The organism is Micromonospora sp. NPDC048947, assembly GCF_040649495.1.
GTDB lineage: Bacteria > Actinomycetota > Actinomycetes > Mycobacteriales > Micromonosporaceae > Micromonospora > Micromonospora alfalfae.
This window is the reverse complement of record NZ_JBEZFO010000009.1, coordinates 111,083-126,719: the sequence shown is the minus strand read 5'-3', so window position 1 is coordinate 126,719 and position 15,637 is coordinate 111,083. Positions and strand designations below refer to the sequence as shown.

At 73.1% G+C, this 15,637-nt stretch carries 12 protein-coding genes; 5 read left to right on the top strand and 7 right to left on the bottom strand.

Annotated features, from left to right (window positions below; genetic code table 11):
• Nucleotides 1-3: 3 nt before the first annotated feature.
• Complete coding sequence (locus AB0B98_RS15350) at nucleotides 4-1,074, bottom strand: zinc-dependent metalloprotease (protein ID WP_091403614.1); 1,071 nt, start codon at nucleotides 1,072-1,074, stop codon at nucleotides 4-6.
• A gap of 93 nt (nucleotides 1,075-1,167) precedes the next feature.
• Nucleotides 1,168-2,631 (bottom strand): D-alanyl-D-alanine carboxypeptidase/D-alanyl-D-alanine-endopeptidase, encoded by a 1,464-nt coding sequence (dacB, locus tag AB0B98_RS15345; RefSeq protein ID WP_357363306.1) that lies wholly within the window; start codon nucleotides 2,629-2,631, stop codon nucleotides 1,168-1,170.
• A gap of 534 nt (nucleotides 2,632-3,165) precedes the next feature.
• Here dacB and AB0B98_RS15340 point away from each other — a divergent pair.
• Nucleotides 3,166-3,672, top strand: coding sequence for an inorganic diphosphatase (locus AB0B98_RS15340; protein ID WP_196920121.1), 507 nt, complete (start codon nucleotides 3,166-3,168; stop codon nucleotides 3,670-3,672).
• A 31-nt stretch (nucleotides 3,673-3,703) separates the two neighbouring features.
• Here the strand turns inward: AB0B98_RS15340 and eccD are convergent, their stop codons facing one another.
• Nucleotides 3,704-5,107 (bottom strand): type VII secretion integral membrane protein EccD, encoded by a 1,404-nt coding sequence (gene eccD / locus AB0B98_RS15335; protein WP_357363162.1) that lies wholly within the window; start codon nucleotides 5,105-5,107, stop codon nucleotides 3,704-3,706.
• A 101-nt stretch (nucleotides 5,108-5,208) separates the two neighbouring features.
• Here eccD and eccCa point away from each other — a divergent pair, with 101 nt between their 5' ends.
• The 4 genes from eccCa (at nucleotide 5,209) to AB0B98_RS15315 (ending at nucleotide 12,196) form a co-directional block, all read left to right on the top strand.
• Nucleotides 5,209-9,192, top strand: coding sequence for a type VII secretion protein EccCa (eccCa, locus tag AB0B98_RS15330; RefSeq protein WP_357363160.1), 3,984 nt, complete (start codon nucleotides 5,209-5,211; stop codon nucleotides 9,190-9,192).
• Nucleotides 9,193-9,266: 74 nt separating this feature from the next.
• On the top strand, nucleotides 9,267-10,607 hold the full coding sequence (mycP, locus tag AB0B98_RS15325; protein ID WP_357363159.1) for a type VII secretion-associated serine protease mycosin: 1,341 nt from the start codon (nucleotides 9,267-9,269) through the stop codon (nucleotides 10,605-10,607).
• Between the two features lie 52 nt (nucleotides 10,608-10,659).
• Nucleotides 10,660-11,451 carry a phosphatase PAP2 family protein gene (locus tag AB0B98_RS15320; RefSeq protein WP_357363157.1) on the top strand — a complete coding sequence of 264 codons (792 nt, stop codon included), beginning with the start codon at nucleotides 10,660-10,662 and terminating at the stop codon, nucleotides 11,449-11,451.
• Between the two features lie 37 nt (nucleotides 11,452-11,488).
• On the top strand, nucleotides 11,489-12,196 hold the full coding sequence (locus tag AB0B98_RS15315; RefSeq protein ID WP_357363155.1) for a phosphatase PAP2 family protein: 708 nt from the start codon (nucleotides 11,489-11,491) through the stop codon (nucleotides 12,194-12,196).
• Nucleotides 12,197-12,215: 19 nt separating this feature from the next.
• Here the strand turns inward: AB0B98_RS15315 and AB0B98_RS15310 are convergent, their stop codons facing one another.
• From AB0B98_RS15310 to nth, 4 genes are all read right to left on the bottom strand, one after another.
• The gene (locus AB0B98_RS15310; protein ID WP_091403296.1) at nucleotides 12,216-13,394 is read right to left on the bottom strand and encodes a MarP family serine protease; all 1,179 of its coding nucleotides are present in this window, start codon (nucleotides 13,392-13,394) and stop codon (nucleotides 12,216-12,218) included.
• 63 nt (nucleotides 13,395-13,457) lie between these two features.
• The gene (locus AB0B98_RS15305; RefSeq protein WP_357363153.1) at nucleotides 13,458-14,150 is read right to left on the bottom strand and encodes a CoA pyrophosphatase; all 693 of its coding nucleotides are present in this window, start codon (nucleotides 14,148-14,150) and stop codon (nucleotides 13,458-13,460) included.
• Nucleotides 14,147-14,842 carry a redoxin family protein gene (locus tag AB0B98_RS15300; RefSeq protein WP_357363151.1) on the bottom strand — a complete coding sequence of 232 codons (696 nt, stop codon included), beginning with the start codon at nucleotides 14,840-14,842 and terminating at the stop codon, nucleotides 14,147-14,149. Before AB0B98_RS15300 ends, AB0B98_RS15305 begins: the two co-directional genes overlap by 4 nt.
• Entirely contained in the window at nucleotides 14,839-15,627 is a 789-nt protein-coding gene (nth, locus tag AB0B98_RS15295) for an endonuclease III (protein WP_357363149.1), read from the bottom strand. Before nth ends, AB0B98_RS15300 begins: the two co-directional genes overlap by 4 nt.
• Nucleotides 15,628-15,637: the final 10 nt, after the last annotated feature.

Here is a 15,637-nt window from a genome sequence, read left to right as displayed (position 1 = left end):
TGGTCAGCCAGCGGCCGGGATGGTGCCGGCCGGGCCGTGCACCCGGGCGACCCAGGCGTCCGGGTCACCCAACTCCGACAGTCGAGGCAGGGTCAGCGGTGAGTTGAAGATCGAGTTGAACCCGTCCATGCCGACGCGTTCCACCACCCCGTGCACGAACTTGCGCCCCTCGGCGTACTGGCGCATCTTGACGTCCACGCCGAGCAGCCGGCGGATCGCCTTCTCCAGCGGGTTGCCCGCCTCCCGGCGTCGGTTGAACGACGCCCGGATCCGTTCCACGCTCGGGATCACCTGCGGGCCGACGCCGTCCATCACGAACTCGGCGTGCCCCTCCAGCAGGGTCATCAACGCGGTGAGCCGGTCCAGTACGGCCCGCTGCGCCGGGGTCTGCACGATGTCCAGCACGCTGGTGCGGCTCTCCGGATCACGGACCGCGTCGGACAACGTGGCCACCCCGCGCCGCAACCGCTCGACCAGGTGCTCACTTCCGCTGGACGAGGCGTCGACGAACGCCTGCACCTCGCTGAGGAAATAGGCACGCATCCACGGCACGGCCGTGAACTGGGTGCGGTGGGTGACCTCGTGCAGACACACCCAGAGCCGGAAGTCCCGAGGGTCGGCGCCGAGCTTGCGCTCCACCTCGACGATGTTCGGTGCGACCAGCAGCAGCTGGCCCGGGTCAGCCGAGAAGACCTCGTACTGGCCGAGCACCCGGCCGGAGAGGTAGGCCAGCACCGTTCCGGCCTGCACCCCGGTGAGCCGGGACCCGATCGCCTCGGTCAACGCGCCCGGTTGCTTGTCGCCGGAGAGCCGACTCACCAGCGGAGTGATCACCTCGCGGAGACCGGCGATGTTGGTAGCGGCCCAGTCGCGGCGATCGACCACCCGGACCGGCGGATGCGACACCTGCGCCCGCAACCCCGTGTAGTCGGCCACGTGCCCGGCCGCCTCGTCGGTCAGCCGGCGCAGGTCGCCGACCACGTCGGTGGCTTCCGCGTACGACACGCGGGGGCCAGACTTGCTCAACGCCCCCGCGGTGGCGGCGGCCAGATCCCAGTCCACGAACTGCGCCATGAACCCACCGTACCCGCGCCGCGACACCCCGGCCCGGGCTCGCGCCCTCGATCGACGCCGATGGCGACAGCGTCACTCCCGAACCGGCGACGGTCAGCCGCAGCCGCAACCGGCCAGCGCTGCGGCGATCCGGTCCAGGGCCGGCTGGGCGGTGTCCCGGTCCCCCGGCACCTTGTCGGTGAGCACCGCGAAGGTCAACAGCCGACCATCGGCGGTGGTGACCAGGCCCGCGACGGAGTGCACCCCGGTCAGGGTGCCGGTCTTGGCCCGGACGCTGCCCGCGCCCGCGGCGGTGCCCGCAGCGGTGCGGTAGCGCTCGTTCAGGGTGCCGGACCAACCGCCCACCGGCAGACCACCGAAGACGCCGGCCAGCTCCGGGTGGTCCGGACTGGCGGCCAAGCGGATCAGATCGGTCAGCAGCGACGGGCTGATCCGGTTGAGCCGGGACAGGCCGCTGCCGTCGGAGACGCTGATCTCGTCGGCCGGCAGGCCCAGCTCCGCCACCTCGGCGTCCATGGCGGCGGCGCCACCGTCGAACGAGGCGGGTTGACCGCGGGCCAACGCGACCTGCCGGGCGAGCGCCTCGGCCACCAGGTTGTCGCTCTCGCTGATCATGACGTCGACCAGCCGGATCATCGGCGGGGACTGCACCACGCCCAGTTCGGTACCCGGTACCGGGCTGGCACCGGCCGCCGCCTGAGGCGGGGCCGCGCCCCGCTTCACCGAGTCGGTCGGCACCCCGAGCAACCGGGCGAACGCCTTGCCCGCGGCCAGGTCCGGCTCGGCGAACCGCGGGGCGGACCCGTGCTCGACGCCCGGGTCGGTACGCGCGCCGTCGGTCATCAACGCGGTCACCGCGCCGCCCGAACCGCCGGTGGGGATGTCGTCGTCCCAGCCAGGGCCGTAGACCGGGCCGGAGTAGACCGAACCGTCGACGGTGACGCTGGTCGGGGCCGTGCCGCCGAGCGCGGTACGCACCTGGGCGGCCAGGTCGTCGAGGCGCGCCGCGCCCGGGTAGTAACCCTTCTTGTTGATCGCGAGGGTCGGGTCGCCGCCCCCGACGATCACCACCTCGCCGGCCTTCGCGCCGGCCACGGCACGGGTGGGAATCCGGTAGCCGGGCCCGCGGGCCGCCAGCACTGTCACGGCGGTCGCCAGCTTCGTCACCGAGGCGGGCACTGTGCCGTCGTCCGCCCCCTTGGCGAACAACGTCTGACCGGTGATCACGTCGGCGACCGAGACGTTCACCCGGTCACCCAGGGCGGCGACGCCGACCAGTGGATCGAGCACGGCACGAACCCCGTCCGGGGTGGGCAGCGGGGCGTTGGAATCCGGGCCGCCCAGCACGTCCGACGGGGCAGGTTCCGGAGTCACGCCGACCGCGTTCGGCCCGGACCCGGCGTCGTCGCCCAACCATCCGGCGACCGGGCCGGGACGGGTGATCACGACTCCGACGCCGGCGAGCACCAGCAGGAGCACGGCGGCCAGCACCACCGGCAGCCGCCTCCGGCGGCGCGGCGCGGCGGGTGCGGGCGTGGCGTCGGCGGGTGCCGGCAACGCGGAGATCGGCGGGCCCACCGGGGGGACCCCGCCCGGGCCGGGGGCGGTCGGCCCGGGACCGAACGACGGGCTGACCGGCGCAGGGCTGACCGGGACCGTGGCACTGCCGCGTGGCGGGCCGCTCACCGGTTGCTCACCGCCGGCCACCGGGAAGTGACCCGCGTTCGGAGCGGGCGACGCCGGGCCGACCGGTGGACGCCAGGGCAGCGGCGGGGGCCGCTCCGGCACCGTCTCCGGTGCCGGGGTCGGTGCTTCGGGAGCCCGTGGAAGGTGCGCCTCCGGCACCGGGACCCGCCCCTTGGCACTGCCGGAGCCGGATCGTCCGGTACCGTGCGCGGAGCCCCCGTCCGGGCGGTAGTGTGAATCTTCCCTCCCCACGACCCCCTCCTCCCCCAGCGAAAATCGGCTTGGGTGACACTACTTCGGTCCGAAGACTATGCGGCGGCCGGAGTCGGCGGGTGGGCATTCACCTGTCCGGAGGGGCCGCCAGTGGTTCCGTTAGCCAGCGTGGGCAGACGAGGGAGCGTGCAGATGGATTTCGACGTGACGGTTGAGATCCCCAAAGGTCACCGGAACAAGTACGAGGTGGACCACAAGACCGGCCGGATCCGGTTGGACCGCACCCTCTTCACCTCCACCCAGTACCCGGCCGACTACGGGTTCATCGAGGGCACTCTGGGCGAGGACGGCGACCCGCTGGACGCCCTCGTGCTGGTCCCCGAGCCGACCTTCCCGGGCTGTCTGATCCGCTGCCGCACCATCGGCATGTTCCGGATGACCGACGAGAAGGGCGGGGACGACAAGGTCCTCTGCGTGCCCTACGAGGACCCCCGCCAGGAGCACCTGCGCGACATCCACCACCTGGGCGAGTTCGACCGCCTGGAGATCCAGCACTTCTTCGAGGTCTACAAGGACCTGGAGCCCGGCAAGTCGGTGGAGGGCGCGACCTGGGTCGGCCGCACCGAGGCCGAGGCCGAGATCCACGCCTCCTACAAGCGGGCCCGCGACGCCGAGGCGCGCGGCGAATCCGCCCACTGACGACTGCTGACGCACCGGGCCCGAGGGTCGCTCATCCGAGCAACCCTCGGGCCCGTTCGTAGAGGTCGAGCACCGCGCAGGCGATCGGCACCACGGCGACCACCAGGGCCGTGTCGGTGAGGTCCGCGACCCTCCCGAGGTACGGCGAGACCGGCCGGCGGGCGTACCCGGTGCCGCTGGCGACCGCCACCAGGGCCAGCGCCGCCCCGCCCAGAACCAGCACCAACCGCCCGGTCTCGTCGGCCTGACCGACCAGCACGGCACCCAGCGCCGCGTAGCCGGCGAGCCCGGCGAGCACCGTCGGCACCCGGTGTCGCAGCGCCACGAACAGCCGCGACCGCAGCAGCAGCACGGCCGAGGTGACCGCCACCAGCACCCGACCGGCGGTGCCACCGGCGATCACGAGTACGCCCGCTGTGGCCACCACCAGCAGCGCGTGGCCGATCAGCATCCCGGTGAGCGTCTCCTCGGTGCGGATCACCGCAGCGTGCACCCGGCCCTGGTCCGGCAGGTCCCGCACCCGCTCCGGCTCCTCCGCGGAGGTGGCGGCCGGCAGGGTGATCGGCGGCAGGGGCAGCTTGCCCAGTCGGATGGCCAGCAGCGGGATCACGCCGACGGCGAAGACCAGTGCGCTGAGCAGAACCGCCGCCGTACCGGCCGTGGTCATCAGCAGTCCACCGAGCGCGGCCGCCGCGCCGATCAGGCCGACAGTGACACCGGCCACGAAGACCCGCAGTCGACTGGCCACCCCGAGAAGACCGATCAACGCCGCCAGCAGCAGCGCTACCGAGCCGGCCAGCAGTTCGGGAGCGCCCACCCAGCGGGCCGGGCCGATCGGCCCGACCGGGTCGCCGGAGCCGACGGCCAGGGCACCGGCCGTGAACGCGTAGGGCAGCGCGTAGCCGCCGAGCGTCGCCCCGGCGGCGCCGTCGCCGTTGGCGCGGGAGGCGACAGTGCCGGCCACCGTGAGCACCAGTGCCACAGTGACGGCCGCCAGCCAACCAGCTCGGTGCGTCGGGCCGCCGGCGAGCAGCGCGAGCAGGCCGACCGCGAGCGGGACGGAGGCACCGGCCAGACCGGCTGCCCGGGTGGCGGTGGGCGACCAGGCGCCGCCGCGGCGGCGAGCACCGTCGGCGATCGCCTCGATGACGTCGTCGTACTCCAACTCGGGCCAGTGCGCGCGGGCCGGCACCAGGTGCAGCACCTCACCGTCCCGGACACCCTGCGGCAGCAGCGCCTGTGCGGTCACCAGCAACGCCCCGTCGGGGCGGCGGAGCACCCAACCGCCGTGCTGCTCGCCGTCGTCGGCGAGCCCGACACCGGCGTGCCGGAGCACGTCGGGCAGCAGCTCAGCTAGGGGTACCTGCTCCGGCAGGGCGACGTCCACCCGTCGTTGCGGCGCGCTGATGGTGACGCGTGCCAGCCCGGTAGTCATCGACTGGTCTCCATATCGACTGGGATCGGAGGCTGCGCGGACGAGTGGACTTTACCTACCATGAGCCAGGCTCGGGTTACCCAGCGCTGTCAGGAGGCCGAGTGTCCACAGTCGTCATCAAGCGGCCACCGCGTCGACCAGCGCCGGAGATTCCCGCCGGTGAGCTGTCGGTCGACGCACCGCCGGAGATCCCCGTGGTGACCGGCGGGCGGTGGCAGCAGATGCTCATGCTGCTGCCCATGCTCGGCGGCACCGTCGCGATGGCGATGATGTTCGGCCGGGGCGGCGGGGCCTACTCGTACGTGGTGGGCGGCATGTTCGGGCTCTCCTCGTTGGCGATGCTCGTGACGTCCTGGGGCAGCGCCTCCGGCACCCCGAAGAAGTCCGAGATGATGGCCGCCCGCCGGGAGTACCTACGCCACCTGGCCACGCTGCGGCGGCGGGTCCGGCGGACCGCGGGCCAGCAACGGGCCGGGCTCTACTACCGGCACCCGGATCCGGGCCGGCTCTGGTCGACGGTGGACAGCCACCGGGTCTGGGAGCGGCGCCCCGCCGACCCCGATTTCGCTGTGGTGCGGGTCGCCGTCGGGCCGCAGACACTGGCCACCCCACTGGTCCCACCGGTCACCCGGCCGCTGGAGGAACTCGAGCCGATGACCGCCGGCGCGCTACGCCGCTTCCTGGACGCGTACTCCGTGGTGCCGGACCTGCCGGTGGCGCTGTCGCTGCGCAGCTTCGCCCGGGTGCACGTACGATCCGCCGGCCGCGGCCGGGCGACCACCCCGACCACCGGCGGGCCACCGACCGGCGACCCGGCGGCGCAGGCGCTGGTCCGGGCCGTGCTGACCCAGCTGGCGGTCTTCCACGCCCCCGACGAGCTGCTCGTCGCGGTCTGCGCCGGGCCGGAGCGCCGCGCCTGCTGGGAGTGGGTGAAGTGGCTCCCGCACGCCCACCATCCCGGCCGCACCGACGCGCTCGGCCCGGTACGCCTGGTCACCAGCTCGGCCGCCGAGTTGGAGTCGTTGCTGGCCGACGTGCTGGCCACCCGGTCCCGGTTCAGCCCGGCCGGCCCGGCCACCGACGGCCCGCACGTGGTGGTGGTCCTCGACGGCGGCGACCTGACCGGTGCCAGTGACCTGACCGGCGACGGCGGCATCGACGCGGTCACAGTGCTGGATCTGGACACCCCGCCGCCCCGACTGCTGGACCGGTACGCGCTGCTGCTGGAGCTGCACGGCCGGCGGCTGCACTCGCTGTCGTCCGACGGGCACGCCGAGGTGGGCACCGCCGACCAGGTGGAGCTGGCCGACGCCGAGGCGGTCGCCCGACGGTTGGCGCCGCTGCGGCTCGCCGGCGCGGCCAGAGGGCCGGACGCCCCGTTCCAGGCCGACCTGGGCCTCCCCGAGCTGCTCGGTCTCGGTGACCCGGAGAGCTTCACCGCGGAACAGGGCTGGTTGCCGCGTTCGGCACGGGACCGGTTGCGGGTGCCGATCGGGGTGGGCACGGACGGCGGCGCCATCGAGCTGGACCTCAAGGAGTCCGCCCAGGACGGCATGGGCCCGCACGGCCTGCTCATCGGGGCGACCGGCTCCGGCAAGTCCGAGCTGCTCCGCACGCTGGTGCTGGGGCTCGCCGCCACGCACAGCTCCGAGCAGCTCAACTTCGTGCTCGTCGACTTCAAGGGTGGCGCCACCTTCACCTCGTTCGACAGGCTGCCGCACACCGCAGCCGTGATCACCAACCTGGCCGACGCGTTGCCCCTGGTCGATCGCATGGTGGACGCGATCAACGGGGAGTTGGTCCGCCGCCAGGAGTTGCTGCGGCGGGCCGGAAACTTCGCCAGCGTGCGCGACTACGAGCGGGCCAGGGCGGCCGGCAGCCCTCTCGCCCCGCTGCCGTCGTTGCTGCTGATCTGCGACGAATTCTCGGAGCTGCTCTCCGCCAAGCCCGACTTCATCGACCTGTTCGTGCAGATCGGCCGGCTGGGTCGGTCTCTCGGCGTGCACCTGCTGCTCGCCAGCCAGCGCCTGGAGGAGGGCCGGCTCCGCGGGTTGGACACCCACCTCTCGTACCGGATCGGGTTGCGCACCTTCTCGGCGCTGGAGTCCCGGACGGTGCTCGGCGTGGCGGACGCGCACGAGCTGCCCCGCTCACCGGGCCACGGCTACGTGCGTGCCGGCACCGACCCGCTGGCCCGGTTCAAGGCCGCGTACGTCTCCGGGGCCGTCCGCCGTCGGGCCGCGCCGGGCGGCGTCAACGCCGAGGGGGGCGCGCGGCTGCTGACCTTCACCACCCACGTCGTACCGGTGCCCGAGCCGGCGGTCCCGGTGGTGCCCGTCGTGGCGGAGGAGGAGGGCACCAGGACGCTGCTCGACCTGCTGGTGGACCGGCTCGTCGGGCAGGGCCCGCCGGCGCACCAGGTCTGGCTCCCGCCGCTCGGCCAGCCGCCGGCCCTGGACGAGTTGCTCGGTCCGGTCGAGGTGCACCCGAAGCGCGGGCTCACGGTGGGCAACCCGGAGTTGCACGGGGCACTCGGGGTGCCGATGGCGGTGGTGGACAGACCACTGGAGCAGCGCCGGGACCTGCTCTGGCTGGCACTGGACGGCGCTGCCGGGCACGTCGCTGTGGTCGGTGCGCCGCAGAGCGGCAAGTCCACAGCCCTGCGCACGCTGATCTGCGCGCTGGCGCTGACCCACACACCGGCGGAGGTGCAGGTCTACTGCCTCGACTTCGGCGGCGGCGGGTTGGCCGCGCTGCGCGACCTTCCGCACGTCGGCGGGGTGACCGGCCGCGCCGACCCGACCGCCGTACGACGCACGGTCGGCGAGATGACCACCCTGCTGGTCGACCGGGAACGCCGCTTCGCCGAGCTGGGTGTGGAGTCGATGGCCGCCTACCGGCAGCGTCGAGCGGCAGCGGGGACGGTGGGCCAGCCGGGCACCGACCCGTACGGCGACGTGTTCCTGGTGATCGACGGGTGGACCACCATCCGCGGCGAGTACGACGACCTGGAGCCACTCGTCACCGACCTGGCCACCCGGGGCCTGTCGTACGGGCTGCACGTGGTCGCCACCGGGCTGCGCTGGCTGGATTTCCGCCCCGCGATCCGGGACCTGTTCGGCTCCCGGCTGGAGTTGCGCCTCGGTGACCCGGCCGACTCGTTGGTGGCCCGGCGCGCGGCAGCCAACGTGCCGGAGCGCTCCGGCCGAGGCGTGACCGCGGAGGGCCTGCACTTCCTCACCGCGCTGCCCCAGCTCGGGACCCCCGGCGGAGACACAGCCGACCTGGTCAAGAGGGCCGCCGATGGGTGGGCGGGTGCCCCGGCGCCCCGGGTGCGGTTGCTCCCGCCGGTGCTGCCGTACGCCGACCTGGACCTCGCCTCGACGACCGGGCTGCGGCTGCCGATCGGGATCGCGGAGGCGGACCTGCGCCCGGTGTTGCTCGACTTCGCCACCGAGCCGCACTTCGTGGTCTTCGGGGATTCGGAGTGCGGCAAGTCGTCGTTCCTGCGCGCGCTGGCCACGTCGATCATCACCCGGTTCACTCCCGAGCAGGCCCGGGTGATCCTCGTCGACTACCGGCGCAGCCTGCTCGGTGCCATCGAGACGCCGCACCTGATCGGGTACGGCACCGCGGCGGCACACACCGCTGACCTGGTCGAGTCGGCCGCCGGTTACCTGGAGCGGCGGGCTCCCGGGCCGGAGGTCACCCCGCAGCAGTTGCGGGACCGGTCCTGGTGGTCCGGGCCGGAGCTGTTCGTGCTGGTGGACGACTACGACCTGGTGGCGGCCGGGCCGGCGAACCCGTTGCGCGCGTTGGAGGAGCACCTGCCGCACGCCCGGGACATCGGGCTGCACCTGGTGCTGGCCCGCCGTTCCGGTGGGGCGAGCCGGGCCCAGTACGAGCCGATCGTGCAGCGTCTGCGGGAGCTGTCCACGGCCGGTCTGGTGATGGCGGGCAGCCCCGAGGAGGGCGCACTCGTCGGGCCGGTGCGACCCGGACCGCTGCCGCCGGGGCGTGGTCGGTTGGTCACCCGGCGGGAGGGCGTACGCCTTGTTCAGCTGGCACAACTGCCGCCGCAATGACCTGACTCGCCGGTTCTTCCCGTGACGGGTGGGGAAACCGGTAATCTCCGATCGTCATGGTTCCGTCGGGATGAATGGCTGGGTATGTGACTGGGGTGCGGTACAGCGGTCCGTCGGCGGCCCGACGAGCGACCGGCCGGGCGCTGCTCGGCGTGGCAGCGGCGCTTGCTGTCGTGGCCCCGACCGCGGCAGCCGTGCCGATCGCCGCGCCCACCAACGGTGGACAGCTCGCCGGCGCGCCGATGGCGTTCGCCCCCGGTGACGCCGTCGCCCGCACCGACCAGGTCCGCGACGAGCAGTGGCAGCTCGACGAGTTGCAGGCCGAGACGGCGTGGCGCAGCTCGACCGGCCGGGGAGTGACGGTGGCGGTGGTCGACTCCGGAGTGGACGGCAACCACCCCGACCTTGTTGGGCAGGTGCTGCCCGGCAAGGACCTGGTCGGCCCCGGTGGTGCGCCGGGCCCGGACCCGGTGGGTCACGGCACCACTGTCGCCGGCCTGATCGCCGGGCGCAACGACGACAAGCGGGGCGTGGTCGGCCTCGCACCGGACGCCCGGATCCTGCCGGTCCGCGTGCTGGACGAGGAGAATCGGTACGACGACGCGCTGATCGTCGCCCAGGGGGTCCGCTGGGCGGTCGACAACGGCGCCCGTGTGATCAACCTGTCGCTGGGCGGCAGCGGTGACAGCCCGGCCCTGGCCGCCGCCCTGGACTACGCATTCGTCCGGGACGTGGTCGTGATCGCCTGCACCGGCAACCTGGCCACCTCCACCAGCACCAAGGTCTGGTACCCGGCTCGGGAGCCTGGTGTGATCGCGGTGTCCGGTCTCGAACGCAGCAGCGACAACCTGTGGTCCGGCTCGATCACCGGCCGGGCGACGGTGCTCACCGCTCCCGCCAGCGGCCTGGTCGGCGCCAAGCCTCCCGGCGGGTACTGGCGGGTGCAGGGCACCAGCTTCGCCGCGCCACTGGTGGCGGCGACCGCCGCGCTGGTCCGGTCCCGCTATCCGCAGATGCCTGCGGGTGAGGTGGTCAACCGGTTGTTGGCCACCGCCCGGGACCTGGGCCCGACCGGGCGGGACGACCGCTTCGGGTACGGGGTGGTCGACCCGGTGGCCGCGTTGACCGCTCAGGTGCCGTCGGTGACCGCCAACCCGCTGGACGACCAGACGTCGCCGGGCGTCACCGGTTTCGGTCCGGCGCCCGGCTCGGTCGACGACGATCCGGTGGCCGGCGCCGGTAGCGATCCACTCGGTCTCGCCGCATCCGGTCAGCACAGCCGCTGGACGGCTCGGGCGGCGGGCGGTCAGGACACCTCCGCGCCGGAGCAGCTGTGGACCACTGTCGTGCTCCTCGTCGCTCTGGTCGGCGGCGCGGCCCTGATGGTGCGCCGGCTGCGTCAGCGGACCCGTTGATCGTGACCGGCCGGCAGGCCTGACCGGCCGCCCGGCCGGGTAGAACGGACCCATGAGTACGCACCGGCCGCCCACCCTCGCCCCCACCGGCCAGCCGTCCTGGCGGCGCCGCCGATTCGACCCGGACCATGCGCTGGGTCTGCGGCTCACTCTCGCCGCGACGGCGGCGTTCCTGGTGCTGGTGCCGTTCGCGTTGCTCACACTGCTGGTGCTCGGCGCCTGGGCACCGCTGCACCGGCTGGACGCGGCGGTCACCGACGCGCTGCACGGCTACGCCCAGGATCACCCGGCCTGGGTCATGCTGATGCGGGTCTGGAGCGAGGTGTTCGCACCGATGCCACTGCGCGCCGTCGCCCTGCTCCTGGTGGTCCTGCTGCTGCGCCGGGGAGCCCGCCGGCTGGCCCTCTGGGCGGCCACCACAATGGTCGTCGGCGGGTTGATCGGTCCGCTGCTCAAGTTGCTGGTCGGCCGGGACCGGCCGGAGTTGCTGGACCCGGTGGCTCGGGCCGCCGGTTATTCGTTCCCCTCCGGGCACGCGCTGAACGCCACCCTGGCCGCCGGGGTGCTGCTGCTGGTGCTGCTGCCGTACGCCGGGCGGGGGGTGGCGCGGGCCGCGCTCTGGGTGGCGGCGGTCCTGCTCACAGTGGTGACCGGGCTGAGCAGGGTGACGTTGGGTGTGCACTTCACCAGTGACGTGGTGGGTGGATGGCTGCTCGGTGTGGCGGTGGTCGCGGCTACCACCGCAGCGTTCACCAGTTGGCGGGCACACACCGGTCTGCGGCCGGTCCGACCGACCCGCGACGGCATCGCTCCCGAGGTCGAGCGGCATCCGGGGGCAGCCTGAGGAGTGACGACGCGGCCGGCCGGGTACTGGCCGATTCATGTCCGAGACCGTGGTCCAGATCGTCCGGCGGGTGCTGCTGCCGGTGTCCCTCCTGCTGGGGCTCATGGTGCTGCTCGGGGTGCTGGTCACCCGGGTGTTCGCCCGGACCTGGCCGTTCACCGTGGAGGACGCGGTGAACCGGGAGTTGGCCGCCGACCGCACCGGCGACTGGAACAACGTCTCGCTGGTGTTCAGCACGCTGGCCAGCACCCAGATGATCGTCGCGGTCACGGTGCTGGTGGCGCTGGCGCTGCGGCTCTGGCTGAAGCGCTGGCGCGAGCCGCTGTTCCTGTGCGCGGCGGTGACCGCCCAGGCACTGGTGTTCCTGCTGACCACGCTGGCTATCGACAGACAACGGCCGGCTGTGGAGCACATGGACGTCTCGCCACCGACGTCGAGCTTTCCGTCCGGGCACACGTCGGCGGCGGTGGCGCTCTACGTCGGCATCGCCGTGCTGTTGGCGCTGCGGGCACGGAGCACCGGCGCGAAGGTCGCCTGGTGGACGCTGCTGCTGATGGTGCCGCTGGGCGTGGCGGTGACCCGGATGTACCGGGGAATGCACCACCCGAGCGACGTGGTGGCGTCCTTCCTCAACGGCGGCACCTGCGTCGCGATCATGGCCCGTGCCGTGCTGGACCGGGGGCTGCGGTGGGGACGGGCGAAGCTACCGACCGTCGGGCGTCGCCCCCTGCCGGCTCAGGGCTGAGCTGGCCGCGCAGCGACGCTCAGGTGCACTCACCGGTGGCGACCTGCCGGTTGCGTTCGGCACCGGCCAACGCCACCGGGCGGGCCTCGGCCGCCGTCACGGCGAAGCCGGTGTTCGGGTCGTCGGACGCCGCCGCGAAGATCACGCCGAGCACCAGGCCGTTGGCGGAGAGCAGCGGACCGCCCGAGTTGCCGCTGCGAACCAGCGCCCGGATCGTGTAGATCTCCCGGGTCACCTCACTGGACGAGTAGATGTCCGGTCCCTTGATCCGGTCGACGTCCCGGACCCGCGCCGACTGCGCGTTGTACGGGCCGTCGAGCGGGAAGCCGAGCACTATGGCGTCAGAGCCGCTGCCCGCGTTGCCGGCGGCGAACCGCAGGGACGGCCCGGGCAGCCCGGGCACGAGCAGCACCGCCAGATCCCGGTTCGGGTCGTAGACCACCACCTTGCCGTCGTACCGCTCGCCGCCCAGCTCCACGGCGACCGAGCGGGTGCCGGCCACCACGTGCGCGTTGGTCATCACCCGGTCGTCCGCGTACACGAAGCCGGAGCCCTCGATCCGGCGTGAGCAGCTGGGCGCGGAGCCGAGCACCTTCACCACCGACTGCTGACCGCTGACCACCACCTGCGAGCCGGCCAGAGCCGGGTCCGGCGGATCGACCTGCCGGGCCCGGGTGGGCGCGAGGTCACCGAAGACGTCCGGGAACCCGTCGGTGTCGACGGTGTCCTCCAGCGCCGTGGACAGCTGCTGGGCCTGCTCCGGCAGGACCTGGTTGACCACCGTGATCAACGCGCTGTTGCGGACCGAGGCGGCAAGCCAGGGCACCGAGGACGAGCCGAGCGGCACGGCGACCAGCCAGGCGAGCAGGAGCACCGCGAACAGCGAGACGAGCGCCCCACCGACGTCGTCGGCCCGTTTGCCGACGTCGCTGGTGATCGTCTTACGCAGGTGCGAGCCGAGCCAACCGGCCAGTGCCTGCCCGACAACTGCCAGCCCGAAGATGGCCACCAGCGAGATCAGGACACGGGTGCCGGCGTCGACGAACTGTCTGGCGAACAGCGGCCCGAGCTGGAGACCCAGCAGCAGACCCAGGAAGAAGCCGGACAACGACGTGACGCCGATGACGAAACCCTGGCGGTATCCGCTGATCGCGAACACGAGCATGAGCAGCAGCAGGACGAGATCCACGACGGACACGGGTCAAGCGTACGGGCAGTGTGCCCACCGGATGACCATCGCTTGCGGATGGTGACCGTGCGGTCAGCGCAGGGCGTTCTCGTCAGCCTCGTCGGTGCCGGCGGACGGGGCCGGTGTCGCACCGGTCGGCGGAAGCTCCACCACCCGGCCGCGCGACCACGGACGGGCCCAGCCGCCCATCTCGAGCAGGGTGGCGAGCACCCCGGCGGTGAAGCCCCAGACGAGCATCCCGCGCGCCGAGAACGCCGGCCCGATCCAGCCGCTCGGGTGCCGGACCAACAGTCGGTTGGCCGGATCGACCAGCTCGCTGACCGGCAGGCGGGCGACGTGAGCCACCTCGGCCGGCTCCCGTGGGTGCACGGGGTGCGGGTCGTGCCACCAGGCCAGCACGGGCGTGACCACGAAGTCGCTGACCGGGATCCACAGTTTCGGCAGCTCCGCCAGCACTGTCACGCTGGCCGGGTCGAGGCCCACCTCCTCGTTCGCCTCACGCAGGGCGGTGGCGCGGACGTCGGCGTCCTCCGGGTCGGCCGCACCACCGGGAAAGGCGGGCTGGCCGGCGTGGTTGCGCAGGGTGGCGGCGCGTTGCAGGACCAGCACGTCGGGGCCCGCGCCGGGCTGCTCGCCGAGCAGCACCAGCACGGCGCTCTCCCGACCGCCCTCGGCGGGCGTGACCAGCCTGGTGAAGTCCTCGGCGCGGGCGGTGCCCAGCCGGGTCAGCAACGGCTCGATCCATTCGGGGGGCCGACGGTTCACGCCGGCACCGCCAGGCCGAGGTGCTGGCCGACCAGCTTGGCGAGCTTCGCGTCGTCGAGAGCGCCGCTGGCGTCGATGTGCCGGACCTGACCGTCGGCGTCGACGAAGAGGGTCAGCGGAATCGCGTTGCGCTTCAGCTCGCGCTGGAGCGCCTCGCCCTGGTCCACAAGGATCGGGAACCGGACGCCGAAGTCCTCACCGATGGACTGGGCGCCGCCCCGGCTGTCCCGACTGTTGACCCCGACCACCTGGAGCTGACCGGCGGCCCGCTCGCTGAGGCGCTGGAAGGCGGGCAGCTCCTTGCGGCACGGCGGGCACCAGGAAGCCCACACGTTGATCACCGCCGGTCCGGCCACCTCCCGCAGCACTACCGGAGCACCGCCGGTGAAGCAGGAGAGCGTCAGCTCCGGCAGCGCCGACCCGCCAGCGGCGCGGGCCGTCGGGCCGGGCGTTCCGGGGGCCGTCGGGCTTGAGCCGGGCGACGCCGGGACCGCCGTTGCCGGGGTCGCCGTCCCGGAACCCTGTGCCGCGGCAGTGGGTGCCGTGCTCAGCGCGGCGCAGTCCCGGAACGGGGACGGACGCTCGGCGGCGGCCGGGCGGGGGGCTGGCTCGTCGTCGGCGGTGCCACTGGTGCAACCGGTGACCGCCAGCAGCAGCGGCAGGACGGCGAGGGCGAGGCGTCGGCGGTTCACGGCACCTCCGCCGCGATCGCCTGCGCCGGGACCAGCTCCGGATCGACCCCGGCAGCCACCGCCAGGTCGCGCGCCCGTGGGCCCTTGAGCAGCTTGGCGGCGGCCGCCGGCTCGGTCGGGCCGGTGCCGTACGAAGGGCAGAGCTTCGCGAGCGTGCAGGCGCCGCAGGCCGGCTTGCGGGCGTGGCAGACCCGTCGCCCGTGGAAGATGATCCGGTGCGAGAGCATGGTCCAGTCGCGCTTGTCGTACATGGCGCCGATCGCGTGCTCGATCTTGACCGGGTCGGTCTCGGTGGTCAGCCGCCACCGGTGGACCAGCCGCTGGAAGTGCGTGTCGACTGTGATGCCCGGGACGTCGAAGGCGTTGCCCAGGATCACGTTGGCGGTCTTGCGGCCGATGCCGGGGAGCGTCACCAGGTCGACGAGCCGGCCCGGGACCGTGCCGTCGTACCGGTCGAGGAGGGCCTGACCGAGCTTGAGCAGTGAGTCGGTCTTGTTGCGGTAGAAGCCGGTGGGCCGGATCAACTCCTCCATCTCGCCCCGGTCCGCGGCGGCGTACGCGGCAGCGCTCGGGTAGCGGGCGAAGAGCTTCGGGGTGACCTCGTTGACCTTCTTGTCAGTGCACTGTGCGGACAGGATCGTGGCGACGGCCAGCTCCAGGGCGTTGGAGTGGTCCAGCTCACAATGCGCGTCGGGATGCGTCTCGGCCAGCACCCGGCCGATCTTGCGGGCACGGCGTTTGCGCCCGAGATCGGTCTCGCTGGCACCGGGAGGGCTACTGGTCACGACGGTCAGC

What these genes read in the sequence shown, in the direction of transcription:
- AB0B98_RS15350 (WP_091403614.1), bottom strand. Translation starts at nt 1,074, where the DNA reads ATGGCGCAGTTCGTGGACTGGGATCTGGCCGCCGCCACCGCGGGGGCG.
- AB0B98_RS15315 (WP_357363155.1), top strand. Translation starts at nt 11,489, where the DNA reads ATGTCCGAGACCGTGGTCCAGATCGTCCGGCGGGTGCTGCTGCCGGTG.
- mycP (WP_357363159.1), top strand. Translation starts at nt 9,267, where the DNA reads ATGGCTGGGTATGTGACTGGGGTGCGGTACAGCGGTCCGTCGGCGGCC.
- AB0B98_RS15340 (WP_196920121.1), top strand. Translation starts at nt 3,166, where the DNA reads ATGGATTTCGACGTGACGGTTGAGATCCCCAAAGGTCACCGGAACAAG.
- eccD (WP_357363162.1), bottom strand. Translation starts at nt 5,107, where the DNA reads ATGACTACCGGGCTGGCACGCGTCACCATCAGCGCGCCGCAACGACGG.
- AB0B98_RS15320 (WP_357363157.1), top strand. Translation starts at nt 10,660, where the DNA reads ATGAGTACGCACCGGCCGCCCACCCTCGCCCCCACCGGCCAGCCGTCC.